General features: G+C 59.9%; 25 protein-coding genes. 8 read left to right on the top strand and 17 right to left on the bottom strand.

Features of this window, described 5'->3' with window-relative positions; genetic code table 11:
- Positions 1-14: 14 nt before the first annotated feature.
- The 13 genes from Q1A32_RS20405 to fabD all read right to left on the bottom strand — a co-directional run bounded on the left by Q1A32_RS20405 (position 15) and on the right by fabD (position 11,286).
- Positions 15-1,193, bottom strand: coding sequence for a phage major capsid protein (locus Q1A32_RS20405; RefSeq protein WP_299614226.1), 1,179 nt, complete (start codon positions 1,191-1,193; stop codon positions 15-17).
- Between the two features lie 40 nt (positions 1,194-1,233).
- A complete protein-coding gene (locus Q1A32_RS20400; protein WP_299657468.1) occupies positions 1,234-1,797 on the bottom strand; it encodes an HK97 family phage prohead protease in 564 nt (187 codons plus the stop codon).
- Between the two features lie 30 nt (positions 1,798-1,827).
- Complete coding sequence (locus Q1A32_RS20395; RefSeq protein WP_299614223.1) at positions 1,828-2,055, bottom strand: hypothetical protein; 228 nt, start codon at positions 2,053-2,055, stop codon at positions 1,828-1,830.
- Positions 2,048-3,232, bottom strand: coding sequence for a phage portal protein (locus Q1A32_RS20390; RefSeq protein WP_299657465.1), 1,185 nt, complete (start codon positions 3,230-3,232; stop codon positions 2,048-2,050). Before Q1A32_RS20390 ends, Q1A32_RS20395 begins: the two co-directional genes overlap by 8 nt.
- Before the next feature lie 134 nt (positions 3,233-3,366).
- Positions 3,367-4,593, bottom strand: a complete 1,227-nt coding sequence (locus Q1A32_RS20385) for a DNA-packaging protein (RefSeq protein WP_299657635.1) — start codon at positions 4,591-4,593, stop codon at positions 3,367-3,369.
- Positions 4,594-4,648: 55 nt separating this feature from the next.
- Positions 4,649-4,993 (bottom strand): hypothetical protein, encoded by a 345-nt coding sequence (locus Q1A32_RS20380; RefSeq protein WP_299657462.1) that lies wholly within the window; start codon positions 4,991-4,993, stop codon positions 4,649-4,651.
- A 331-nt stretch (positions 4,994-5,324) separates the two neighbouring features.
- Positions 5,325-6,491, bottom strand: coding sequence for an endolytic transglycosylase MltG (gene mltG / locus Q1A32_RS20375; protein ID WP_299657459.1), 1,167 nt, complete (start codon positions 6,489-6,491; stop codon positions 5,325-5,327).
- Entirely contained in the window at positions 6,491-7,750 is a 1,260-nt protein-coding gene (fabF, locus tag Q1A32_RS20370) for a beta-ketoacyl-ACP synthase II (RefSeq protein WP_299657456.1), read from the bottom strand. The genes mltG and fabF overlap by 1 nt, the downstream gene beginning before the upstream one ends.
- Positions 7,751-8,017: 267 nt before the next feature.
- Positions 8,018-8,563 (bottom strand): GNAT family N-acetyltransferase, encoded by a 546-nt coding sequence (locus Q1A32_RS20365; RefSeq protein WP_299614218.1) that lies wholly within the window; start codon positions 8,561-8,563, stop codon positions 8,018-8,020.
- 149 nt (positions 8,564-8,712) lie between these two features.
- Positions 8,713-8,946: an acyl carrier protein gene (locus tag Q1A32_RS20360; protein ID WP_299614217.1), complete on the bottom strand. Its 234-nt coding sequence runs from the start codon at positions 8,944-8,946 to the stop codon at positions 8,713-8,715.
- A 222-nt stretch (positions 8,947-9,168) separates the two neighbouring features.
- On the bottom strand, positions 9,169-9,906 hold the full coding sequence (fabG, locus tag Q1A32_RS20355; RefSeq protein ID WP_299657453.1) for a 3-oxoacyl-ACP reductase FabG: 738 nt from the start codon (positions 9,904-9,906) through the stop codon (positions 9,169-9,171).
- Between the two features lie 17 nt (positions 9,907-9,923).
- On the bottom strand, positions 9,924-10,361 hold the full coding sequence (locus Q1A32_RS20350; protein WP_299657450.1) for a hypothetical protein: 438 nt from the start codon (positions 10,359-10,361) through the stop codon (positions 9,924-9,926).
- Entirely contained in the window at positions 10,354-11,286 is a 933-nt protein-coding gene (gene fabD, locus Q1A32_RS20345) for an ACP S-malonyltransferase (protein ID WP_299657447.1), read from the bottom strand. The genes Q1A32_RS20350 and fabD overlap by 8 nt, the downstream gene beginning before the upstream one ends.
- A 170-nt stretch (positions 11,287-11,456) precedes the next feature.
- Here fabD and Q1A32_RS20340 point away from each other — a divergent pair, with 170 nt between their 5' ends.
- Positions 11,457-12,683, top strand: coding sequence for a cytochrome b/b6 domain-containing protein (locus tag Q1A32_RS20340; protein ID WP_299657444.1), 1,227 nt, complete (start codon positions 11,457-11,459; stop codon positions 12,681-12,683).
- A gap of 314 nt (positions 12,684-12,997) precedes the next feature.
- Here the strand turns inward: Q1A32_RS20340 and Q1A32_RS20335 are convergent, their stop codons facing one another.
- Together Q1A32_RS20335 and Q1A32_RS20330 are read right to left on the bottom strand one after the other, a co-directional pair.
- Positions 12,998-13,567, bottom strand: coding sequence for a YceI family protein (locus Q1A32_RS20335; RefSeq protein WP_299657441.1), 570 nt, complete (start codon positions 13,565-13,567; stop codon positions 12,998-13,000).
- Positions 13,568-13,701: 134 nt separating this feature from the next.
- Positions 13,702-14,187: a hypothetical protein gene (locus tag Q1A32_RS20330; RefSeq protein WP_299657438.1), complete on the bottom strand. Its 486-nt coding sequence runs from the start codon at positions 14,185-14,187 to the stop codon at positions 13,702-13,704.
- A 241-nt stretch (positions 14,188-14,428) separates the two neighbouring features.
- On the opposite strand from Q1A32_RS20330, the gene rpsF reads away from it, so the two are divergent.
- From rpsF to Q1A32_RS20310, 4 genes are all read left to right on the top strand, one after another.
- On the top strand, positions 14,429-14,782 hold the full coding sequence (gene rpsF, locus Q1A32_RS20325) for a 30S ribosomal protein S6 (protein WP_076630132.1): 354 nt from the start codon (positions 14,429-14,431) through the stop codon (positions 14,780-14,782).
- 18 nt (positions 14,783-14,800) lie between these two features.
- On the top strand, positions 14,801-15,028 hold the full coding sequence (gene rpsR / locus Q1A32_RS20320; protein ID WP_028957713.1) for a 30S ribosomal protein S18: 228 nt from the start codon (positions 14,801-14,803) through the stop codon (positions 15,026-15,028).
- A gap of 11 nt (positions 15,029-15,039) precedes the next feature.
- The gene (gene rplI / locus Q1A32_RS20315; protein WP_299614210.1) at positions 15,040-15,684 is read left to right on the top strand and encodes a 50S ribosomal protein L9; all 645 of its coding nucleotides are present in this window, start codon (positions 15,040-15,042) and stop codon (positions 15,682-15,684) included.
- A 103-nt stretch (positions 15,685-15,787) separates the two neighbouring features.
- On the top strand, positions 15,788-16,348 hold the full coding sequence (locus tag Q1A32_RS20310; protein WP_299657435.1) for a DUF4329 domain-containing protein: 561 nt from the start codon (positions 15,788-15,790) through the stop codon (positions 16,346-16,348).
- 204 nt (positions 16,349-16,552) lie between these two features.
- On the opposite strand, the gene Q1A32_RS20305 is transcribed toward Q1A32_RS20310, so the two are convergent.
- The gene (locus Q1A32_RS20305; RefSeq protein ID WP_299657431.1) at positions 16,553-17,326 is read right to left on the bottom strand and encodes an ion transporter; all 774 of its coding nucleotides are present in this window, start codon (positions 17,324-17,326) and stop codon (positions 16,553-16,555) included.
- A gap of 731 nt (positions 17,327-18,057) precedes the next feature.
- On the opposite strand from Q1A32_RS20305, the gene Q1A32_RS20300 reads away from it, so the two are divergent.
- A complete protein-coding gene (locus Q1A32_RS20300) occupies positions 18,058-18,504 on the top strand; it encodes a GNAT family N-acetyltransferase (protein ID WP_299657428.1) in 447 nt (148 codons plus the stop codon).
- Positions 18,505-18,602: 98 nt separating this feature from the next.
- Here Q1A32_RS20300 and tig read toward each other — a convergent pair whose 3' ends face one another.
- Entirely contained in the window at positions 18,603-19,937 is a 1,335-nt protein-coding gene (tig, locus tag Q1A32_RS20295; protein ID WP_299657425.1) for a trigger factor, read from the bottom strand.
- A 267-nt stretch (positions 19,938-20,204) separates the two neighbouring features.
- Between tig and Q1A32_RS20290 the strand changes: the two genes are divergently transcribed.
- Both Q1A32_RS20290 and Q1A32_RS20285 read left to right on the top strand, forming a co-directional pair.
- Entirely contained in the window at positions 20,205-20,588 is a 384-nt protein-coding gene (locus Q1A32_RS20290) for a response regulator (protein ID WP_299614203.1), read from the top strand.
- 66 nt (positions 20,589-20,654) lie between these two features.
- Positions 20,655-23,954: a chemotaxis protein CheB gene (locus Q1A32_RS20285; RefSeq protein ID WP_299657422.1), complete on the top strand. Its 3,300-nt coding sequence runs from the start codon at positions 20,655-20,657 to the stop codon at positions 23,952-23,954.
- Positions 23,955-23,993: the final 39 nt, after the last annotated feature.

Here is a 23,993-nt window from a genome sequence, read left to right as displayed (position 1 = left end):
TCCACGATCAACCCTTAGGCTGTCGCGAATTTCAGCAGCTTGATGGCCGCAAAGTCGCTCACGTCACCGCCAACGCGCTTGGTGGCATAGAACAGGACGTGGGGCTTCGCGCTGAAGGGGTCACGCAGGACACGCAGGTCAGGACGCTCGGCCACGGTGTAACCGGCGGCAAAGTCACCAAACGCAATGGCGTCGGCATCGCTGTCCGCATCAGGCATGTCTTCGGCGATCAGGACGGGGTAACCCATCAGGGTCGCAGGCTGACCAGCGGCCAGACCGTCCGACCACAGGAAACGACCGTCATTGTCCTTGAGCTTGCGCACAAGACCAGCGGTCTTGGAGTTCATCACGAAGGACGCGTTGGCGCGGTATTCAGCACCCAGGGCATACACCACGTCGATGATAGCCTCGGCAGTCACGTCACCGTCGATACCCGAAGGCACATAGCCAAGGTTGCCCCAGGCCCACACGTCATTGTCGACCGATGTGTGGGTCAGGAAACCGCGGGGCTTGTCCACGCCATCACCGTTGATGAAAGCAGCCGCTTCGGCGCGGGCGAACTTGTCGGCAATACGACCAGCGAGCCACGCTTCGATATCAAACGCGCTGTCGTCCAGCAGGCGCTGTGACGCTTTCGGCAGGGCCGACAGCTCATGCAGCGGGATGGTGATGCGGTCAATGGTGGGGGTGTCGGTCTCGGCCTGTGTGGCCGTTTCGGTCGCCCAGCCTGCGCCGACGTCGGTGTGATCCACCAGCACGTCATAGGACGTCGCTTCGACATTCACGACGCTTGCGATGGAACGGATCGACGCGGTTGCGTTCAGAACCGACTTCACGCTCTCGGATGTGGTCGGATCTACAAGGTAGCCGCCATCCGAATTCACTGCCGTGGACAGCGATTTGCCCTCCAGTTCAAGGCCACGCAGGCCATCATCTTCGCCCGAACGCAGATAGGCATTGAACGCCTTCTGATGGGGGGCACCCAATTCGACGGCCCCGGCCAGAGGGGTACGCGTCGCAGTCATGTTTTTCCGATCCAGCATGGTCAGTCGCTCTTCCGTTTGTTGAAGTTTGGATTGCAGTTCGGCTTGGAAGCCTTTGAATTCCGTGACGAAACCCTGCACGGCTTCGGCCACGTCCTGGGCGGGGGACAAACCTTCCCCGGCCCGAGCCTTGATCTCGGTCTTGCTCATCAGCATGTCCTTGATGGTTGGTATGAAACGGCCCTGCGCGTCAGCGCTGCGCCAACTCCGCGCGCGCAGCCCGCAGGGCCGCCGCCATGTCACGCAGATGCGCGTCCTGATCCGAAGACATCTCTTCGGCCTTGGCCGCCACCCGCGCACTGGGCAGCATCGGGAAGGTCACAAGCGACACCTCCCAAAGCTCCAGTTCGGTCAAGAGCCGCTGGCCCTTGTCGTTCTTCGTGGCCTTCACGGTCTGGTAGCCGATGGACAGGCCATCAATGGCCCCCGCACCAATCAGCTCCGCCGCCTCGCGACCCTTGGCAATGGACGGCAACAGCCGCCCCTTCACCCAAAGCCCCTTGGCATCTTCCCGCACCTCGTCCCACACCCCGATGGGATAGGCCGGATCGTGTTGCCACAGCATCTTCACGTTGCGCCCCTCGGCGGCAATGGTCTTCAACGACGCCGCATAAGCGCCCTTGCCCACGACATCACCACCTTGATCGCAGGCACCGAACAGGCTGGCATAGCCCTCGATCACGGTGCCGTCCTGCACTTCGACACTGTCGCCAAAGCGCGCAAATTTCGTCTCCAGACCGGTTTCTGCCTGCATCTGCTCTCTCCTCATTCTCAATGCGGCCCACTAATGGGGTATCGCCGCCATGATCGATTGAAACCCAGTCGCCAGAACAACGGCCACAACGCCATAGACAGTCAGCCAAAGCCGCTTCTCCAACCGCTCCATCAACGTCTCAAGACGCTGCAAACGGTCAAGAATATTGGCGAAGTGAACTTCCGTCAGACGCTCATGGGCTTCCAGTTTCAGCCCCGGACCGCACGCAAACTTTTCCCAAAGCTTCGCATCATCCATCCGCATCCTCCTCGGCCACCGCGGGCAGACCCAACAGACGGCGCTTCTCGGCCACGCTCAGGAAATCGGCCCCTGCCACCCGCGCCCACTGCGCGTCGCGCTCGGCAGACAAGGCAGGCACCTGATCCAGATCCGGAGACAGCACCACATCCTCGCCCGTATGGGCACCAAGCCATTCGGCCAAAGCCGCCGCCACGCGCGTGGCCAGGGGCAGAACTGTCAAACGATAAAACGCCCGGTTCGCCTCCTGATAATTGGCGTAAGTGGCATCACCCTGAATGCCCAAAAGCATCGGCGGCACGCCAAAGGCCAACGCGATCTCCCGCGCCGCAGCCTCCTTGGTCTTCTGGAACTCCATGTCCGACGGCGAAAAGCCCATCGGCTTCCAATCCAGACCACCCTCAAGCAACATCGGCCGCCCCGCATTGCGCGCGCCCGAATGGTTGGTCTCGATCTCACTCACCAGACGGTCATATTGATCGCCTGACAATTGCGATTGGCCATCAGACCCGCGATACACAATGGCCCCCGAAGGACGCGCCGCGTTATCCAGCAAGGACTTCGACCACCGAGACGCCGCCGTATGGACATCCAGCGCCATGGCCGCCGCCTGCATGGGCGAAAACCCGTAATGATCATCCTGGGGATGAAAGCTCTTGATATGACAGATCGGGCTCACCGGCCCGGAGGCGTCAAAACGGTGCGTCTTGCCGCCCACGGAATAGTCATAGGCCACAGGCCACCCATCCGCACCGGGCACAACAGACATCCGGTCCGACCGCAACACATGCAACTCCAGCGGCGCGCCGCTTTCGCCGGCCACGGCCTCGACATAGGCATTCCCGGACAGCAAAAGCTGCGCATAGAGCGCCTCCAAGAGCTCCGCACGCCCCTGCCCCGGATTGGGCCGCTTGATCAGCGAAAGCAGCGGATGCACGTCAAAGCGTTGCTCCATATCCTGCAAAACCAGGGGCAAGGCCGCAGCAGCCTCAGCAATCAGCTTGACGGACCGAAACCCAACCGGGTTCCCGGAAAAGCCCGAACGGGTCAAAGACACCGCATCGCGCGGGGACCACGCCACACGGCCCCCCGTCTGCCAGGCCACAACCTTCCCCGTCGCACTTGCCTTCTGCTCTGGTACATCCGCCACAGCCCGGTTCCGAAAGAAATCAAACACGAAGGGTCTCCTTTTGATCCCAATGGGCCGCCCGGCCCGTCGTCCAAAGAAAAAGGCGGCTCAAAAAGAACCGCCTCACCGCAAGGGTCATCCCCTGCTTCATCTTGCCAAATAAACTCGCCCCGCAGGGCCGCTCACAACCGGCGCACACCGGGCCTCTGGTACTGGCCAGCGGGCTCGATCATCAACTCGTGCAACGCCCAGACCAAAGCATCGACCCGGTCCGGCGACCCCTGTCCCTCATAGCCAGCGCGGGTCATCCGCGTCATCTGATCCTCCAAAGGCCCCAGTTCCAACGCATGTGTCACACGGTCCTGCTCGTACAAGGCCGCCACCGGCTCCGATCGCGCCACCTTGCCCCGAGAGGCGTGCACAGTCTTCAAAGACACCAGCGGGTCGACCTGCCGGATCACCTCGCTGACAAGCTGCCCGCCCTGATTGACCTCGGCCACGAGGCGGTCAGCATCGTATTTCTTCATCGCATCAATGGCCGCCTGCGCCCAGCCTGCAGGTCCCAGTCCCTGCACGGTGCAATCGGCAATCACATGGGCGCGCCAATCCTGCGGCGGGCCGTCCATCGACACGCCAGCCACGATAATCCCACACGCGTCCGACGCTTTGCCCGACGACACCGCAGGGTCCAGCCCCACCACCACGCGATCAAGCTTCGGCTTGCGCTTGCGGCGCACAGCATCCAGCATCGCTGTGGTCCACAGCGCGCCCTCGGCATCACTCAGCAGAATGCCTTCCAGCTCCTGCCGGCCCAACCGCGTCCCAGCATAGCGGCGCTTGACCTCGGCAAGGAACGACGACGCCAGATTGGCCGCATTGGCCTCGGTTGGCGCATGCGTGACAACAGTCGATGACTGCTCCAAAAGCTCTTTCAAAACCTCGACATTGCGCGGCGTCGTCGTCACGCAACAGCGTGGATCATCGCCCAGCCGCAACGCAAATTGCAGCATGTCCCAGGTCTCGGCCCCGCGTTTCCACTTGGCCAGCTCGTCCACCCATGCACAGTCAAATTGCGGCCCCCGCAATCCTTCGGGGTCAAAGGCCGTGTGAATTGTGGCAACAGCCCCGTTGGGCCATTCCAGCATCTTGCGGCCTGCATGAAACTTGGGCCGCCGGTCCGATGGCGAACAGGCCAGCAAACCGCTTTCGCCAAACACCATGACCTCCCGCACCTGCTCGATGGTCTCGCCCACCAATGCAACGCGCCTGGCCTTGCCCTTGTCCAGCGGCATGTCACCTTCGACCATGCTGCGCACCCACTCCGCCCCGGCCCGGGTCTTGCCCGCACCGCGCCCGCCCATGATCACCCAGGTCCGCCAATCCCCCTCAGGTGGCAGCTGGTGCTCCATGGCCCAGAATTCGAACAAAAAAGGGAGGGCGCCCAAAGCGCCCTCCGCCTCCAACTCACTCAGAAACCGATCCTGTGCGTCCACAGTCGCGCAAGCGACCAAGCGCGCACCGAACCTGAGCTCGGGCAATGCTAAGGTCGAAAGCATATCCGTTTTGGGCAATGCCACTGCGGGCTTGTCTGAACGTGTCAAGCTTGTGCTCCGCTCCTTGCAGGCTCACCACCAGCTTTGACAAGGATGTCAGCTGGCCGTTCACCTCGGTTTCCTTGAATTCCTCCCCGGCATCCGCCTTTTCTTTGAAGGCTTGGATTGTCTGTCGCAATTCAGCGAGCGAAGCCTGCATCGAAGAGACAAGCTCCTCGCTGCGGGCTTCTTCAGCCTCCGGGGTAATCAGTGTCATGTGATATGACCTCTCATGCGTTGGATTGTCTCCGCACGAGAGAAACAGAAAAGCGACCTCGGATCACTCCGACGGCCGCTTGCCCACTTCTTCTAGCTTGACACAAGTTATACGTGTGACCGTTCGCAGAGTCAAGCGAATTCCGGATGAGCTGCGCCCGCTAACCGTACGGTACGATTAACAAATTCCTAATCGAGAGGTTAAAATGTGGTTAACGCAACACGTAACCTCTTGATCCCCCACAACAACGGTTGTCTGTCCCCGCGGGGACAAATATCAAAACGGTTCAAACAGCCCGTAGGGCGGGCTTCAGCCCGCCACCTTTCCCGGCCTATCCCCCGTCCGACTGGTTCGCCCGTTCCGCTTCAATCTCACGCCAGCGCGCCACATTCCGGTTGTGCTCGTCCAATGTCTCGGCAAAGGCGTGCCCGCCCGTCCCATCGGCCACAAAGAACACATACGGCGTCTCATCCGGTTGCGCCGCCGCCATCAGGCTTGCACGCCCGGGGTTCGCGATGGGCGTCGGCGGCAGTCCCTGAATGACATATGTGTTCCACGGCGTCGCCGCCCGCAACTCGGACCGGCGCAGGCCACGGCCCAGCACACCCTGCCCCCGCGTGACACCATAGATGACGGTGGGGTCGGTCTGCAGGCGCATGCCCCGGTTCAACCGGTTCACAAAGACAGACGCCACCTGACGCCGCTCCTCGGCGACCCCCGTCTCTTTCTCGATGATGGACGCCAGTGTCAGCAATTCCTCCGGGCTCTCCAGCGGCAGATCTGGATCGCGAGACTCCCACGCAGCCGACACCCACAACTCCTGCTGCTCGGTCATCTGCGCAAGAATGCCGGCACGGTCATCCCCCTCGCGGACTTCGTAGCTGTCCGGCGCAAGCGCACCCTCGGGCGGGATCTCGGACACCTCACCCGACAGCACGTCCATGTTCTGAAGGGCATTCACCACCTGCCAGCTGGTCACACCCTCGGCCAGGGCGATGCGATACCGCGTGTCCTGTCCTTCACGCACTTCACTATAGATGGCGGGTGTCTCTTCCTCACCCGGCTGAAACTCGGCCCGCTCCACAAAACGATTGGTGGCCGGGTCCAACTCGCGGACCTGCGCGCTCAAGCGGTTGACCCCGACGCGATAGACCACTTCGGTCCCGCACGTGCTGGCCCCGCCCCGGGTCACCGCATCCACGATCTCTTCCATGGACGCACCCGGCTCGACCAGGAAACTCCCGGCCTTCAACTCGCCGGTTTTGCCTGAATAGTCGGCACCCGTCCGAAAAATCCAGCCATAGGACACAGCGCCCTGCTCTTCCAGATCGGCACTCACACGGCGAAAGTTCGATCCGCGATCCACTTGCACGCAAATCGCATCGGTCAGCGGTCCGGGGCCTTCATACTGGCCACGTCCCCACAGGATTAATCCGCCCAGAACAAACAGGGCCACGATCAGAAATGTCAGTGCGTTCGAGGCGATGGATCGCCACATCAGCTGACCTTTCCAAAGATCACGCTGGCGTTTGTTCCACCAAAGCCAAAGCTGTTGGACAAGGCATAGTCCACCTTGCGCGCCCGCTTGGCATTCGGTACCAGATCAACGGGCGTCTCAACAGCCGGATTGTCCAGATTGATGGTCGGCGGACACACTTGATCGCGGATGGCCAAGATCGAGAAAATCCCCTCAATCGCGCCCGCAGCCCCCAACAAGTGCCCTGTCGCTGACTTGGTCGAGGACATGGTTACATTGCCTGCATGATCGCCCAACAAACGCTCCACCGCGCCCAACTCAATCGTGTCGGCCATGGTCGAGGTGCCGTGCGCATTGATATAGTCGATGTCCGACGGCTCCAGCCCTGCGTTGCGCAGTGCAGCCTTCATGGACCGCTCGCCGCCCTCACCATCCTCGGACGGGGCCGTGATGTGGTAGGCATCACCGGACAGGCCATAGCCCAGAACCTCGGCATAAATCTTCGCACCGCGGGCCACGGCGTGTTCATATTCTTCAAGCACAACGATGCCCGCGCCCTCGCCCATCACAAACCCATCCCGGTCCGCATCATAAGGACGGCTCGCCGCTTGGGGATCATCCGCGCGTTTCGTGGACAGGGCCTTGCACGCATTGAACCCGGCAATCCCGATCTTGCAGATCGCAGCCTCAGCCCCGCCCGCAATCATCACGTCGGCATCCCCATGCTGGATCAGGCGGCTCGCGTCACCAATGGCGTGCGCCCCGGTGGAACAGGCTGTCACAACCGAATGGTTCGGCCCCTTGAACCCGTACTTGATGCTCACCTGACCGGAGATCAGGTTGATCAGCGCACCCGGCACAAAGAAGGGCGACACGCGGCGCGGCCCCTTCTCTTCCATCATCACGGCGGTGTTCGCGATGGAGTTCAACCCACCAATACCGGAGCCAATCAGAACGCCTGTGCGCTCAAGGCTCTCGGTGTCTTCCGGCATCCAGCCTGCATCCTCGACCGCCTGCTGGGCGGCGGCGAGACCAAACATGATAAAGGTGTCGACCTTGCGCTGTTCTTTCGGCGCCATGTAGGTGTCGGCATTGAAGGTGCCATCGCTGCCATCCCCGAGGGGCACTTCGCACGCGTATGTGGTGGCAAGACCTTCGGTGTCAAAACCGGTGATCGGACCTGCACCCGATTGGCCATCCAGAATACGGCTCCAGCTGGCCTCGACCCCATCGGCCAACGGCGTCACCAGTCCAAGACCTGTCACGACAACTCTGCGCATCTGCTCATGCCCCTTCACGTTTCTGGCCCGCCTCTTACCGCGCCGTGTGTCCCCTGTTCAAGTCCCGACAGGGGATGCACCCTACTGCTCCATGGTATGGCTGACAGCTTTGATGATCGGCAACTAGCTACTCCACGGTGTGGCTGACAGCTTTTGCAAACAAAGGCAGTCCTTGCCACTGGCCGCGTCTGCCTACGCAGCCGCAACCTATCTCGCTTTGGTGAGCCCGAAGCGCCAAGTGAAAAATGTAATGCGCGCACAGCGCGCTCAATAGGATCCCGCCTGAGGCGGGGACTTGCGCAGCTTCAGCTGGATCGGGCCAAACTCATCCTCGGCCATCCGCATATCGACATAGCCGATATGACCAGCGATCCGCGCCGACGCCTCATGTTCCGGGTCCATCATGCACACCAAAGGCCCGGTCACGACACGGTCAAACCAGTCGTGTGCCGCCTGCACGGCCTCAATCCCAAGGCCACGGCCCTGCGCCTCGGGCGCCAACACCCAGCCCGCTTCGGGCACGGTGTCAAAATCCTCTCCCAAGCCCCGCGCGCCGTAGAAGAAACCGACCTGACCGACCAGCTTTTGAGATCCATGTTCTTCAATGCCCCACTGGCCAAAGCCCGTGACCTGCCAGTGGCCTGCTATGCCCAGAAACGCTTTCCAGGACATGTCACGACTGCGCGGTGTGCCGCCGATGTAGGTTGCAACTTCGGGCATCGCCCAAATCTCGGCAAAGCGGTCGAACTCGCCCGGCCGCATTGCGCGCAAGGTCACGCGCGCCGTGTTGATGGTCGGCACATGTCTGCCCATGGTGTATGTCCTGCCCGAACAATATGTTTGTTTTGACAAACCTTGTCCCCGCGGGGACAGCAAAGGCAAGAGCCCATCTGCCGGGCACAAAAAAACGGCGTCCTTTCGCATGAAAGAACGCCGTTCTGTCGAGCAAATGCCCGAAAACCTTACGAGGCTTTGGTGATGAAGCCCACTGCGTCGCCGAATGTCTGGATGGTTTCGGCCGCGTCATCAGGGATTTCGATACCGAATTCCTCTTCGAACGCCATGACCAGTTCCACGGTGTCCAGGCTGTCAGCGCCCAGGTCATCGATGAACGAGGCGTTTTCTGTCACCTTTTCTTCGTCCACACCCAGGTGTTCCACAACGATCTTCTTCACGCGATCGGCGATGTCGCTCATATGACTGTCCTCATTCTATGCCGGGGCAAATCGTGGCGCCCCCAAGTGGTGTCCCTGTGCATACAGGGCTCTGGTCTTGCCCCCTTGGGGCGGTGAAGCCTCGCCCCGTGAGGGGCGGTGCAGCGCCGGGCCGTGATAGTGGCCCGCCGCCGGAAACTGCGCCGCCTATAGCATATCCCGAAAAGATGGCAATACGCAGCGTGTAGGGTCAGGCCCTCGCGCCTACAACATGGCCATGCCGCCATTGACGTGCAAGGTCGTGCCCGTGACATAGGCCGCCTCGGGGCTGGCCAGATACAGGGTTGCGGCAGCGATTTCATGCGCCTCACCCATGCGACCGGCAGGAATTTGTTCCATGATTCCAGTCTTTTGGTCGTCCGTCAACTTGTCAGTCATGGCCGTCGCGATAAAGCCCGGTGCCACGGCGTTCACCGTGATCCCACGGCTTGCGACCTCGTAGGCGAGGCTTTTCGACATGCCCACCATACCCGCCTTGCTTGCTGCATAGTTGGCCTGGCCCGGATTACCCGTGGCCCCGACAACCGAGCTGATATTCACAATCCGGCCCCAGCGCGCCTTCATCATGCCCCGCATGACCCCTTTGCACAGCTTGAAGGTCGAGGTGAGGTTCACATCAATCACCGATTGCCATTCGTCATCCGACATCCGCATGAACAGGTTGTCACGCGTGATCCCCGCATTGTTCACGAGGATGTCGAGCGCGCCCATCGCCTCTGTCGCCTGTTTGGGCAGCGCATCCACGGCTGCGAAGTCACTGAGGTTGCAGGGCAGCACATGCGCCCGCTCTCCAAGCTCGCTGGCCAGCGCCTCAAGCGGATCGGTGCGCGTCCCGCTAAGACCCACGGTCGCCCCGGCGGTGTGCAGCGTGCGTGCAATTTCCGCTCCGATGCCACCCGAAGCGCCGGTGATCAGCGCGGATTTTCCTGTCAGATCAAACATATGAACCTCTTCATTCTTCAAGCTTGGGCCACGTCCATATAGACGTCGCAAATATTCAGGGAGGAGTCCTTGGCCACAAAACGATACACTTCGCGCGCCCATCCCGTGCGGATCAGACCGCGATTTTCCACCTCTGCCGTCAGGGCCTTGTAGACCCCCGGCAGCGTGTCAAACGGCCCGCAGTGGCGCATGTGCAGTGCTGTGGCTTCGGCCACCTCAAACATCTGGAAGCCCGGCAAGGGCTTGGGCAGCGCCACGCCAATGCGGATTTCCATATCGTCGCCATCGACGCGGTAGAGCGCTGTCTGTGGCCCCGCAAAGAAGATGCCCGACTGGCCCAACGCCGAATCCATGCGACCGAAAACATCGGGTATGAACTGGAACCGGCGCGCAAACGGCACCGTATCGATCACACCGCCGAGGGTTTCCGGTGGCAAGGTGACCAGATCAGCCATCCAAGGCCGCTTTCACATCATCCGGTGTGCCTACGGCGCGGCATGCAATGGACCGGTCAATGCGGCGCACCATGCCCGACAGAGCCTTGCCTGCGCCAATCTCCCAGATCTCGGTCACGCCCTGCCCGGCCATATAGGTCACGCTTTCGCGCCAGCGGACGGAGCCTGTGACCTGCGCCACAAGCTGAGCACGCAGTTCATCGGGATCGGACCCGGCTTGCGCTGTGACATTGGCGACCAGTGGCACGGCGGGTGCGTTGAAGGTCACACCGCTCAGAGCCTCTTGCATCACCTCCGCTGCCGGAGCCATCAAGCTGCAATGGAACGGGGCGGACACGGGCAGCAGAACGGCCCGCTTGGCCCCCTTGGCCTTCGCCAGATCGACCGCACGTTCGACGGCGGCCTTGTGACCCGACACAACCACCTGTCCGGGGTCGTTGTCATTGGCCGCGGCGCAAACCTCACCTTGAGCAGCCTCTTGCGCCACCTCGGTCACGGTATCGAAATCGAGACCCAGCAGGGCCGCCATGGCACCAACACCCACCGGCACCGCCTCCTGCATCGCTTGGCCGCGGGTCCGCAACAAGCGCGCAGTGTCGGCGACACTCAGCGCACCAGCAGCACAGAGCGCGGAATACTCACCCAGGGAATGGCCCGCCACAAAGCTGGCCTTGTCAATGGTGACCCCTTCGGCCTCCAGCGCGCGCATCACGGCCATGGAGGTGGCCATAAGCGCGGGCTGCGCATTCAGCGTCAACGTCAGCGTGTCCTGATCTCCCTCCCAGATCAGGGTGCTCAGGCTTTCGCCCAATGCCGCGTCCACCTCGTCAAACACTGCACGTGCCGCAGGATAAGCATCGGCCAACGCCTTGCCCATCCCGATTGTCTGCGCACCCTGTCCCGGAAATACAAATGCCACGCTCATGGCCTGCCCCTTCTTTGTCTTTTCACGTCTGTGTGTACTGGCACCGTCCGCCCCGGACAAGGGACGGTCGCACGGCATCTGTGCATGAATTGCAGCTTGCGCTGAAGCCAAAGCGCATAACATTAGGGTCAGAGGTGTTAGACCCTTACGCAACGCTCGGAGATCACCCAATGCCGCTCGCCAACACCGCTGACCGTTATGGCAGCCTGTCCAAGACCTTTCACTGGCTCACAGCCCTTCTGATCATCACGCTGATCCCATTGGGCGTTGTCGCCAACCGCATGGCGTATCAGCTGAAGTCTTCATCTGCGCCCGCGGATGATCTCGTCGCTCAGACGGCGTGGCTGTTTTCCTTGCACAAAACGCTTGGCGTGATCGTGTTCTTTGTGGCCGTGCTGCGCATCCTCTGGGCATTGAGCCAGCCCAAGCCCGGCCTGTTGCATCCGGACCGCAAGCTGGAAAGCTTTGCCGCCGAAACCGTGCACTGGCTGCTTTATGGCAGTCTGGTGGTCGTGCCGCTGTCGGGTTGGATCCACCACGCTGCCGCCTCCGGCTTTGCGCCGATCTGGTGGCCCTTTGGGCAAACACTGCCGCTGATACCCAAGTCCGAAGCATTGGCAGGCGTCATGGCCGGAGCACATTGGGTGTTGACCAAGGTACTGGTCGCGTCTGTGCTGCTGCATATCGCGGGCGCGCTCAAGCACCATGTGATCGACAAGGACGCCACCTTGCGCCGGATGTGGTTTGGCCGCGCCGACATCCCGGCCACCGATCCCAAGCACAAGCACGCAGCCCCCATCACTGCGGCATTGGCCCTCTGGGCGCTGGCCCTGTCCGGCGGTGCAGCATTGGGCGTCTACGCGCCACATGAAGGCGCGGTGGACGTCGCAGAGCTGGAAGAGGTGCAATCCGACTGGCAGGTTCAAAGCGGTACGTTGGGCATCACGGTGACCCAGTTGGGATCGGAGGTGGAAGGACAGTTCGCGGACTGGACAGCCGCCATCAGCTTTGACGAAACCGTCCAGAATGGCGTGGCCGGATCGGTCGAAGTGACAATTGCAATCGGCTCGCTCACCCTGGGCTCGGTCACGGATCAGGCCATGGGCCCGGATTTCTTTGACGCACAAACCTTCCCCACAGCGACTTACGTGGCGGATATCATTCCCGTGGTGGACGGGTACGAGGCGCAAGGCACTCTGACAATCAAGGACCAGTCGGTGCCGATCACCCTGCCCTTCGGGCTATCGATCGACAGTGACACGGCCTCGATGTCGGGCGGGCTCACCCTGGATCGTCGCACCTTTGGGATCGGCGACAACATGGCAGACGAAAGCTCGCTCCACTTCGCTGTCGGGGTCGATGTCCGGCTGACGGCAACCCGTGCGCCAGCGGAGTGATTGCCCGACGGGCGGGCCGATGCGCCACTCTTTGTCTTCTTCTGACTGAAAATACCACCGCCGGAGGCAAATCGCAGGAGGGTCTGAAAAGGCCCTCCTGAATAATTCGTGTCGCGCCGAAGGCGCGCCAATACAGGACAGGCGCCGAGGGCGCGCCAATACAGGACAGGCGCCATAGCTGCACCGTTGAAGGACAGGGTCCAAGCGCGCCAATCAAGGACCTTTGGTACAGGGCGGCCAGGCCCACGACGACCATAGAAAAAGGGCCATGCGAAGAGATCGCACAGCCCCGAGGTCTTCCGTGAGTGGTGGTCTTATTCTGCCTTTTCAGCCTCAACCGAAATCTGCACCTGAACTTCATCGCTTACGGCCGGAGCAAAAGCGCCAAGACCGAAATCGGAACGCAGCAAGGTTGTGGTGGCATCAAATCCGGCCCAGTCCTTCTGGCTGACCGGGTTGGGGCCGACTTGGTTCAGCTTCGCATCCAGAACAACCGACTTGGTCACGTCATTCATGGTCAGGTCACCGGTGATCTTCGCGGTGTCCTCGCCTGTCACTTCAACCGCAGTCGACGTAAACGTAATGACGTCTTCATCTGTGGCACCGAAGAAATCTTCGGACATGAAATGGGCCTCGCGCTGTTCCCAGCCGGTGAACATCGACTTTGTGGGCATTGACACGTTGACGGTGGAGTTGGCCGGGTTTTCCTGATCAAAGCTGATCTCGCCCTCAAACCCCGAGAACATGCCCCACGTCGTCGAGAAGCCGAAGTGGTTGTAGGAAAACAGAACCTGGGCGTGGCTCGAATCAACGGTGTATTTGTCCGCGGCAAAGGCAAATGATGCGGATGTGGCCAGCGCAGCGGCAAGGAGGAGAGTTTTCATGGGACGTGCTCCACAAGAGTTAAAGTATGTGGAGAAGATGCCCCATGCCACGATTTAAACAAGCGCACATCCATCAACATGTCGTGCGCGCATCTGAACAATGTGCCCGCACGCAATGTCCGGAATTGGTGCTTTTACAGTTTGCCCGCGTCCCGCAAGGCCCCACAAAGGCTCGAACGCACCGCCGCATCCGCAAGCGACACCTCGGCCAGAAAGTCACCGTTGGCGGCGGACAGGCGGACCGTTTCGCCAATCTCTTCAGCCCGGCCCAGATCACGGATGGCCGTACGACGTGTGACTGCGCGCTTGCGCCCATGCGACCGGATCAGACGCACCTCGCGACGTACAGTGTCAATCTCGACCTCTTGGCCGCTGGGCGCATTGTGCGTCTGCATGAGCGCCAGCCCGGCAAATCCGAAGGTCAGCGACAGGCCCAGCTTCATCAGGATCAGGTCCGTGTCGACATGCGCACCAGGTTCCAGCCATAAGCCCAATCCCGCCAACAGCAGGGCTCCGCCCGCAATTTTTCGCCCATAGGCCGTGAAAAGGGCGCGGGCCTCCAGCGCCTTGGGCACATCGGTCTGGTCCGTATCGGTCATCGCATCGAAAGTGGCAGTCATGGCAGTGATCCTCCAACTTGGTTAAGCAATCCTTGTCGGGCAAACATGACCAAAATGCGGCCCGTCCAAGGAAAGCCCGTGATCGGAAACGCGTGGGCCAATCCACCCTTGCGCGGCCCGCTCAACGATGTATAGAGACGCGTCCCTGCAAACCTGTTTTGCCGCGCAGTCTCTCGTGACCGACCCGCAGGGAATGAATGGTCGGTCTATGAAATGCGCCTTGATAGAAGTGGAGAAGTCCATGCCTCTTTATGAGCATGTGATGATCGCCCGTCAGGACCTGAGCAACACTCAGGCCGAGGGTCTCATCGAACATTTTGGCACCGTTCTGGCCGACAATGGCGGTCAACTCGTGGACAACGAGTACTGGGGCGTCAAAACAATGGCCTACAAGATCAACAAGAACCGCAAGGGCCACTACGCCTATATGCGCACCGATGCCCCTGCCCCTGCGATCCAGGAAATGGAGCGTCTGATGCGCCTGCATGACGACGTCATGCGCGTTCTGACGATCAAGGTGGACGAGCATGCCGAAGGCCCCTCGATCCAGATGCAGAAACGTGACGAACGCGACAGCCGTCGCGAGCGCCGCTAAGCGAAGGAGAGCTAAGTCATGGCTGCAAAACCGTTTTTCCGCCGTCGTAAAGTGTGCCCCTTCTCGGGCGAGAACGCACCCGCGATCGACTACAAGGACACACGTCTGCTGCAACGCTACATTTCCGAGCGTGGCAAGATCGTGCCGTCCCGTATCACCGCCGTCTCGGCCAAGAAGCAACGCGAACTGGCCCGTGCCATCAAGCGCGCCCGCTTCCTCGCCCTGCTGCCCTACGCCGTGAAATAAGGAGCGAGACGATGCAAGTTATCCTTCTCGAACGTGTGGCCAAGCTGGGCCAGATGGGCGACGTCGTTGACGTCAAACCCGGATACGCCCGCAACTATCTGCTGCTGCAGAAAAAGGCGCTGGTCGCATCCAAAGCCAACATCGCAGACTTCGAGTCGCAGAAATCGCAACTGGAAGCGCGCAACCTTGAAACCAAAAAAGAGGCCGAAGCGCTGGGTGACAAGCTGGATGGCCAGCAGTTCATCGTGATTCGCCAAGCCTCTGATGGTGGGAACCTCTATGGCTCCGTCACACCCCGTGACGCGTCGGACGTGGCGACCGCCGAAGGGTTCAGCGTTGACCGCAAGCAGGTCGTGATCCCGAACCCCATCAAGGAGCTGGGCTTGCACGACGTGCACATCACCCTGCACCCTGAAGTGGACGTGGTCATTCAGCTGAACGTGGCCCGTTCGCCCGAAGAAGCCGAGCTGCAGGCCTCCGGCAAATCGATCCAGGAGCTGGCTGCCGAAGAGGAAGCCGCTGCGGAGTTCGAAATCCAGGAGCTGTTCGACGATATCGGTGCAGCCGCATCCGAAGACGAAGAGCTGGCGGAAACCGCAGGCATCGCCACTGACGATGCAGCCGAAGGCGACGCGGAAGAAGAGCCAAAAGCCTGATCTGCCGCCGACTGACAAGATTGGAAACCGCGCCTTCCGGGGCGCGGTTTTTTTGTGACCGCACCTGTTTGACCTTTGTCTGGCGCATCGCCAAGGTGCGCCCATGATCCGCAGCCTTTTCCCCCTTGCCCTTGTTGTCACCCTCGCAAGCTGCGAGCCAATTGTGGACCCGGCCTTTGTCTCGATGGCGCCGCGTGCACAGCCGCAGACCGAAGCCGAAGTGGCGTTTGTGGCTGACCTTTTTAACGAGATACAGCCGCTGTCGATCAGCGAGGGGCGCGAGTATTGCGGTCTGATCGGTGTTGATCGGACGGGTGCTTTGGTCGCCACATCGGCCCGACGCGGCGGTGTCTCATCCTGCCTGCCCCCCGAACGTGCAGGTCCGGGCGTGACGGTTCTGGCCTCCTATCACACTCATTCCCACTACGATCCCGACTACTGGACCGAGGTGCCCTCCTTTGACGATATGCGCACGGACATCGAAGATGACACCGACGGCTACATTGCCACGCCCGGTGGGCGGCTGTGGTATATAGACGCGCGCGCCCAATTGGCTCAGCAGATTTGTGGAACGCGATGCCTCGTCAGCGACCCCGATTACCGCGAAGATCCCGAGTTTCCCGTGCTGCAGCAATACACACTGGATGATCTGCGCGCGTTTTGAGCGTTTGGTTTGTGCTGAAGTCCGCCGGGGCGTTTGCGAGAACGAACCGATGTCCGTTGAGATGACCGCAGCTTGGGTCATTTCCGCTGTTTGGATTTGTAGCGGGATCATTGGGGTGATGGACGTCCGTTACTGCGGTAAGCCCGCTTTGCAGTGCGGCTCGATTTGCGTTGAGACGGGCCCCTAGGCTCGGGGCCTGTCCCCTCAGTCCTGCACCCGAACCGCCTTTTCGATCTTCTCCAGCCGGGCGATCATCTCGTCGCGGAACTTGTCGGTGGCTGCAACTTCGACCTCGGAATAGGCGGCCTGCATCGAATTCACGATCAAACCCACCAGCAGGTTCACCACCGCGAAGGATGTCACCAGAATGAAGGGCAGGAAAAATGCCCACGCATAGGGATATACGGCCATCACGGGGCGCACGATGCCCATGGACCAGCTTTCCAACGTCATGATCTGGAACAGGGTGTAGCCGGACAACCCAAGATCTCCGAACCACTCCGGGAATGTCGCGCCAAACAGCGTCGTTGCCATAACCGACCCGATGTAGAAAAGCATCGCCATCAACACAAACACCGACACCATGCCAGGCAGAGCGGCGAACAGTCCTTCGACCACGCGACGCAAACTGGGGGCCACGGACAGCACTCGGAAAAGCCGCAGGATGCGCAGCGCTCGCAGCACCGACAGCCCGCTTGATCCGGGGATCAGCGACGTGCCGACGATGACAAAGTCGAAGAGGTTCCAACCCGTTCGAAAGAAGTCACGGCCCCTGGCAACCAGCTTGGCTGTGATTTCAACCACGAAAATCGTCAGACACAGAGTATCGAGCACCGAAAACACAGGCCCTGCCGCGTTCCTGACCGGCGCAATGGTCTGAAGGCCGGCGATCACTGCGTTGAACAGGATGACCCCGAGGATGAAATTGTCGATCAGGGTGTGGTCAAGGATCACTTGTATGCGCTTGGGAAAGGACATGGTGGCTCCAATTTGGTTTCAGCCGGTTTTTGCATCGGTAAATGCAGGTTCGATTTTGATACGGTGCGTCATTTGCGGTTCTGTAATTCTGACTGCGCGTTCGATTGCTACCTGTCCAATAAGTGCCTGTTTCCGGCGTTTCGGTTCACAGGTCTGGAAAAGTCCTATTGAGAAGGTCCTTCATGGCACGTGCCTTGAGGAGGGACCTTGTGCGAACGACTTCTGTCCCGCAGGTTTGCGAGGGCCCAAAATGTGCGTTCGTAAGGTCAAGTCGGAGGTGCGCCGGTCGGCTCTCATACGTTCTGACGTAAGGGATGGCTGTGTTGACTGACGTTATTGGTCTGCGCAGCACACAGTTCGCGAAAGGCACATTGGGCGGCTGCGTTCTGAACTAGGACGTGTTTCGTGACAATTCATCACTGATGGCCACGAAGCGCCGGCGTCAATCCGTAGGCCATGAGCGGCCTATCCTATAGGCACGTTGGGTCGTCAGGCACGCACGGCCCAGCAAGACATTGGTATGTATCGGAATTACCGGGATCGTCAGGGCCAGCGGCGCTTGAAACCTTGTTTTTGCAGGTCGTCAGCAGGGCGCTTTTGAAGACATCACGTGCGCGATGGAGGTTTTGACTAACCAAATACGGGGCAAATCTGACGTTCGCCTTTCCACCGCTTGTCGATACTCTAAAAATATCTGAAGCTGACGAGTGCTAGGCATTGATGAGTTTGAAATGGTTGTGAAAATCCGACGGGCCGCTGAGCAAGATCGGGCTGCATTGAACGCTCTGTTCCAAGCCTACTGTGCATTTGGCGGAGAAGAGCAAACCTCTGAGATGAGAGACAGGGTTTGGGGCTGGATACATGATCAAGACGCTCAAACTCGCTGTTTCATCGCTGAAAACGATCAGCGTGAAGTGATTGGTTTCGTTCACTTTAGGCCATATGAGCGTCCAATGCCCGCGACGAAAGGTGCATTCATCGACGATATGTTTGTCGCACCTTCAGCACGTGGGCAGGGTGTCGTTGAAGCAATGATTGAAGCGGTCGGTGTATATGCCAGTGATCACGGCTGGGATGTGGTTCGATGGATGACGTCCGAAACCAATTACCGCGCAAGATCAGTCTACGATCGGCACGCGACCAAGAGTAACTGGGTGACCTATCAGCTGAATACCTGAATCATTGAGGTTTGGGCGCACGCCAGCCGGGCCTACCCCCCAAACAAAAGGGCCACGCCGGTTGGCGTGGCCCTTGAACTCTCACCTGTGTCGGTGACTTAGTCTTCGTTTTCCAGCGCTTCGACGGCTTTTTGCAGGTCGTCCTTGCTGACTTCCTTGTCTTTCACCGATGCGTTCTCAACGATGTGGTCGACCACTTTGTCTTCGAACAGCGGAGCGCGCAGCTGTTGCTGCATCTGCTGGTTTTGTTGCACGAATTCAAAGAACTGGCGTTCCTGACCGGGATACTGGCGCGCTTGCTGCATGATGGCCTGGCTCATCTCGGCGTCGGTCACTTCGACCTCTGCCTTTTGACCCAGCTCTGCCAGCAACAGGCCCAGACGCACACGGCGTTCGGCCAGTTCATTGTGCTCAGCTGTAGGCTCGACCTCGGGGTGGTCGTGACCTTCGACGTCGGGGTTTTCCTCGTGCCACAGCTGATGCGCGATCTGCTTGGCTTCGGCTTCGACCAGCGACGGCGGCAGGTCGAATTTCACGATGTCATCAAGCTGGTCCAGCAGGCCACGCTTCATCACCGCACGTGCTGCACCGGAGTATTCACCTTCCAGTTGCTCTGCGATGCGGGATTTCAAACCGTCCAGATCGTCAGCGCCGTATTTCTTGGCCAACTCGTCGTTGATTTCGGCAGCGACGGGTTCCTTGACCTCTTTGATGGTGCAATCGAACACAGCTTCCTTACCGGCGAGGTGATCGGCCTGATAATCCTCGGGGAACGACACGGTCACGGCTTTCTCTTCGCCCGCTTTCGCACCCACAAGCTGTTCTTCGAAGCCGGGGATGAACGAGTTGGAGCCCAGCACCAGCGGGTAATCTTCGGCTGCGCCGCCTTCGAAAGCTTCGCCGTCGACCTTGCCGAGGAAGTCCATGACAACCTGATCGCCGTCCTTGGCCTTGGAGCCTTTCTTGCGCGCTTTGAAGTCCTGCGCATTCTCGGCCAGTGAGCCCAGAGTTTCTTCAACGGCTGCGTCGTCGGCTTTGACAACCAGACGCTCCAGTTTGACCTTGCTCAGGTCCACTTCGGGGATCTCGGGCAGTGCTTCGTAGGACATCTCGACGTTCACGTCGTCGCCTTCTTTCCAGTCCTCGTTGGTCATCTTGACCTCGGGCTGCATGGCGGGGCGGTCGCCACTGTCTTCGAAATGCTTGTTCATTGCGCCATCGATGCTTTCCTGCATCGCCTCGCCCATCAGGCGTTGGCCGAACTGCTTTTTCAGCAGGGCCATGGGGACCTTGCCCTTGCGAAAACCCTTCATCTCGACATCGGGCTGCGCCTCGGTCAGCTTTTCATTGACCTTGTCGTCCAGCTCGGCGGCGGTCACGGTGATGGCATAGCCGCGTTTCAGCCCTTCGTTCAGCGTCTCGGTGACCTGCATGTGTGCTCCCATGGGGTAAAGGCCCCCGCACATTGGGGGGCTATTCGGAAATTCGCGCCCTTCTATGCAGGGCGCAGCCTAGGTGCAAGGGGATTGGCGCAGGTCGCGGTCAAAATTGCCCGGCGGTCACGATGACGGGCCATTTTTGGTGGACTGGCAGACCCTGCGGCATAATTCAGTAAGGGGATGGTGGGATGCGTATTTGTTTGATAACCTTAGATTGCATCGTCGATAGGGACGCAGTGCACTGCCGGTCAGGACACCATCATGTTACAGCGTAAAAAAGTACTTCTTATTGAGGACGACCAGTTCAGTCGCTTCATGATGAAGGAAGTCATCGATATGCTGGGCGTGCATGTTGATATTGCCGAAAACGGCAAACAGGGCTGCGATACGCTGGACCAGAACCCCGAAGACTATGGATTGGTTCTGATGGATGTGCACATGCCCGAAATGTCCGGCATTGATGCGACCAAGTACATCCGGGCCAAAGTGCCGCCGAACGCGGTGCCCATCATCGCTGTGACGGCCGACATGGACTACCACGACGCGCGCTTGGTCGAGGAACTGGGAATGAACGGCTATGCCAGCAAGCCCGTATCCCCCGGCCAACTGATGCAATTGATTGATCAATACTGCCACGTACATTGACCCGACCGTCTGCAAAAACAAACAACAACACGACCGTAACGCGGTGATCCAACACCTGAGGACACGATGAGCGCGGACCAGACACCTGACGCCGAAACCGACACTCCCCTTCCCGAAGACACGGATCAGAAAGACCCAGCACGTGTGATCGGCATTGCCGCATCCGCTGGTGGGCTTGAGGCTGTATCCCTGCTGGCGCAGAACCTGCCGCAGGACGCCAATGCGTTCTACGTGGTGGCCCAGCACATGTCGCCCACCCACAAAAGCGTGCTGTCCACCCTGATCTCGCGCGAGACAAGCCTGCCCGTGCGCGAGTTGGAGCCCGAGACCGTTCCCGAGCGCGGCTATATCTACGTCACCCCGCCCAACACCGATGTTGTGCTGGAACACGGCATTCTGCGCTTGCGCAATCCGTCCGGTCACGCGGCCTCTCCCAAACCTTCGGCTGACCGTCTGTTCAAAAGCATCGCCGCCGAGCGGGGCGAGAATTGCATGGGTATCGTGTTGTCGGGCACCGGGTCTGACGGCAGCTACGGCGTGCAAGCCATTCGCGAAGCGGGCGGCATCACGATCGCGCAGGATCCCGCAAGTGCCAAATATGACGGCATGCCCACCTCGGCCATCGAAACGGGATGCGTTGACCTGACCCTGTCGCCCGATCAGGTCGGCACACATCTTGAAAAGATCCTGGCACAGCCCCGAAATCTGGACAGCCTGCGCGGTCTGCAGGACGAACCCAACCCGTTGGGCGAATTGTTCGGCATTCTTCTGGCACGCACCCAGGTGGATTTTGCCGACTACAAGGAAAACACCCTGAACCGGCGGATTGCCCGCCGTATGACCGCTCTGGGTATTCAGAAATATGACGATTATGTCGACTATTGCCGTGCAAACATGGCCGAAGTCGACGCCCTGCACCGTGATCTTTTGATCTCGGTCACCCGTTTCTTTCGCGATCCGGACCAGTTCGAGAAACTGCAGCGGGAGATGGAATCGTCGCTCAAGAAGCGCGCAAGCGGACAGATCAGGATCTGGGTCGTGGGCTGTGCCACTGGCGAAGAAGCCTATTCCATCGCGATCATCATCGCCGAAATCCTCGGCGGGATCGAGATGTTGGCCCAACGCAATGTTCAGATCTTCGCCACTGACATCGACCAGAACGCGATCGAGATTGCCCGAAAGGGCATCTACCCGATTGCCGCCGCATCGGACATACCGCCGAAGCTGCTGAGCAATTATTTCACCATTGGCGATACCGAAATCACCGTGCGGCCCGAATTGCGCAGCGCCACGCTGTTCTCGCACCATAACGTGTTTCAGGATCCGCCCTTCATCAACGTGGATGTGGTCAGCATTCGCAACCTGCTGATCTACTTCAACCTCGCCCTGCAAGAACGTGTCCTGAGCCGCCTGCACTACGCCATGGCCGCCGGCGCGCTTCTGTTTGTCGGCACGTCCGAGACGGTTGGCGAGATGGGCGTGTTCTTTGAGGGCCGACAGGGGGCCGACAAGGTTTATGTCAAACGCCGTGGCATTTCCGGCGAATTGTCGATTGATCCCGGCGCGCGCGGGTACAAGGGCGGCGTCCGCCCCTACCCCAACAATCGGCAGGGTGCTGCAAGTGCCCAGAAAGAGGAAAACCGCGAACTGACCCTGGCCCGTGTGGTCGCGCCAAACGGTATGATCTGCACCCAGAACGGCAACATCATCGAAGTGCTGGGCGATCTGAGCCCCTTCATGGAAATCCGTGCCGGTGCGCCGACGTCGCTGAACGTCAAGATGCTGATCGACCCTCTGAAGACCGAAGCGACAAGCCTGATGGCCGTCGCCATCCGCAACCGTGGCCGCCGCATTGGTCGCTGGCACAAGGTATCGCTGCCTGTGGGCAATCACATTCAGATGCAAGTTTTCCCCTTTATCGGACAGTCGGGTGGCGAGCCGCAGTGCCTGATTGCCATCGACACCAAGTTCGAAGAAATCAGCGAACCCAATCTGGACGAAATCTCGGATCGCGATCAGCGCGCCTATGTCGAAAAGATGGAACTGGAGATCAAATCCACCCAAGAGGCGCTTCAGCAGACCATCGAAGAATTGCAGACGGCAAACGAGGAGCTGCAATCATCGAATGAGGAATTACAATCCACCAACGAAGAGTTTCAGGCCACCAACGAAGAGCTTGAAACCTCGAACGAGGAACTGCAGTCCACCAACGAGGAATTGTTGACCGTCAACGAAGAGCTGCAGATCAGCTCTGCCGAACGGCAGGCCTTGGCGTCGGAGTTGGAAGCTACCATGACGTCGGCCCCCTACCCCGTGGCGCTTGCCGATCAGGCGCTGATGGTGCGGCGGTTGTCGAAGGTTGCGCTTGAATTCTTTGGCCTCAAAGAGATGCCCCCGACCGGTATTCACCTGAGCCAGTGCAACCTGCCGGCCGGTTTTCCCGCCCTCGCCCCGATTGCCAACACAGTCCTGCGTATTCAGGAACCACGCCGCCTGCCCGTGTTGTCGCATGGCAAGTACTATACGATGCTGATGTCACCCGTGCACGATCAGCATCGCAAGCTGATTGGCCTGTCGATCACCATCACGCAAGACATCAGTGACCCGCTGAGCATTGTCATCGACATGATGAGCGATGTCAGCAACGTGGCGCATTGGTCCTATAACCTCGACACCAAGGAACTTGTCTGGTCCCCGGAGATGTTCAAGATCTACGGGCGGTCGGACACTGGCGACATGCCGACATGGGACGACATGTACAACATGATCCACCCGGCGGACCGCGAAGGGTTCCGTTCGTTGATCGAAGCCTTGATGAAGGACGGCACAACCGCGTCTTACGACATCCGTATCTTTGGTGCCGATGGTCACATCTTCAAGATCGACGGCAGTGTCACCCTGATCCGCGATTCCGAAGACGACCCCGTGCAAATGGTCGGTGTGACATGGGATTCCGCCGAAGGTCTGGCGCGCGATATTCGTCTGTCGAGCCTCGAAGCGGTGCAGGATGATCTTGGGGTCGGCTTTTTCTCTTTCGATATCGAGAACAATACCGGGCTCTGGAGCACGCCCATGTTCGACATCCTTGGCTTTGATCCCGCCCGGCACATACCATCGGTGGAAAGCCTGCTGACCCGTGTTGCCGATGGTGAACGCGCTGATGTCGGAAGTGATTTCCAAGCCGTGCTTGAGGATGGCTCGCCCTTCAAACGCGAGATTACGCTGATGCGTGATGGTGTTGCCCCTGTGATTTGCGCCTGTCTGGGCAAGGCGCGGCATGGCGATGACGGCCGTGTGACCCATGTGTTCGGCAGTTTGCGCGTTCTACAGGACGCCGAGGAAAGCGAAGAGCGCACTCGGGCCTAAGTGCATCCGAGGCTTTAACACTCCATTCACCATCTGAGG

Source organism: uncultured Tateyamaria sp. (assembly GCF_947503415.1).
In the GTDB taxonomy this organism is placed as follows: domain Bacteria; phylum Pseudomonadota; class Alphaproteobacteria; order Rhodobacterales; family Rhodobacteraceae; genus Tateyamaria.
Note: the sequence above shows the minus strand (reverse complement) of the source record. Positions and strands in the feature narration are given on the sequence as shown.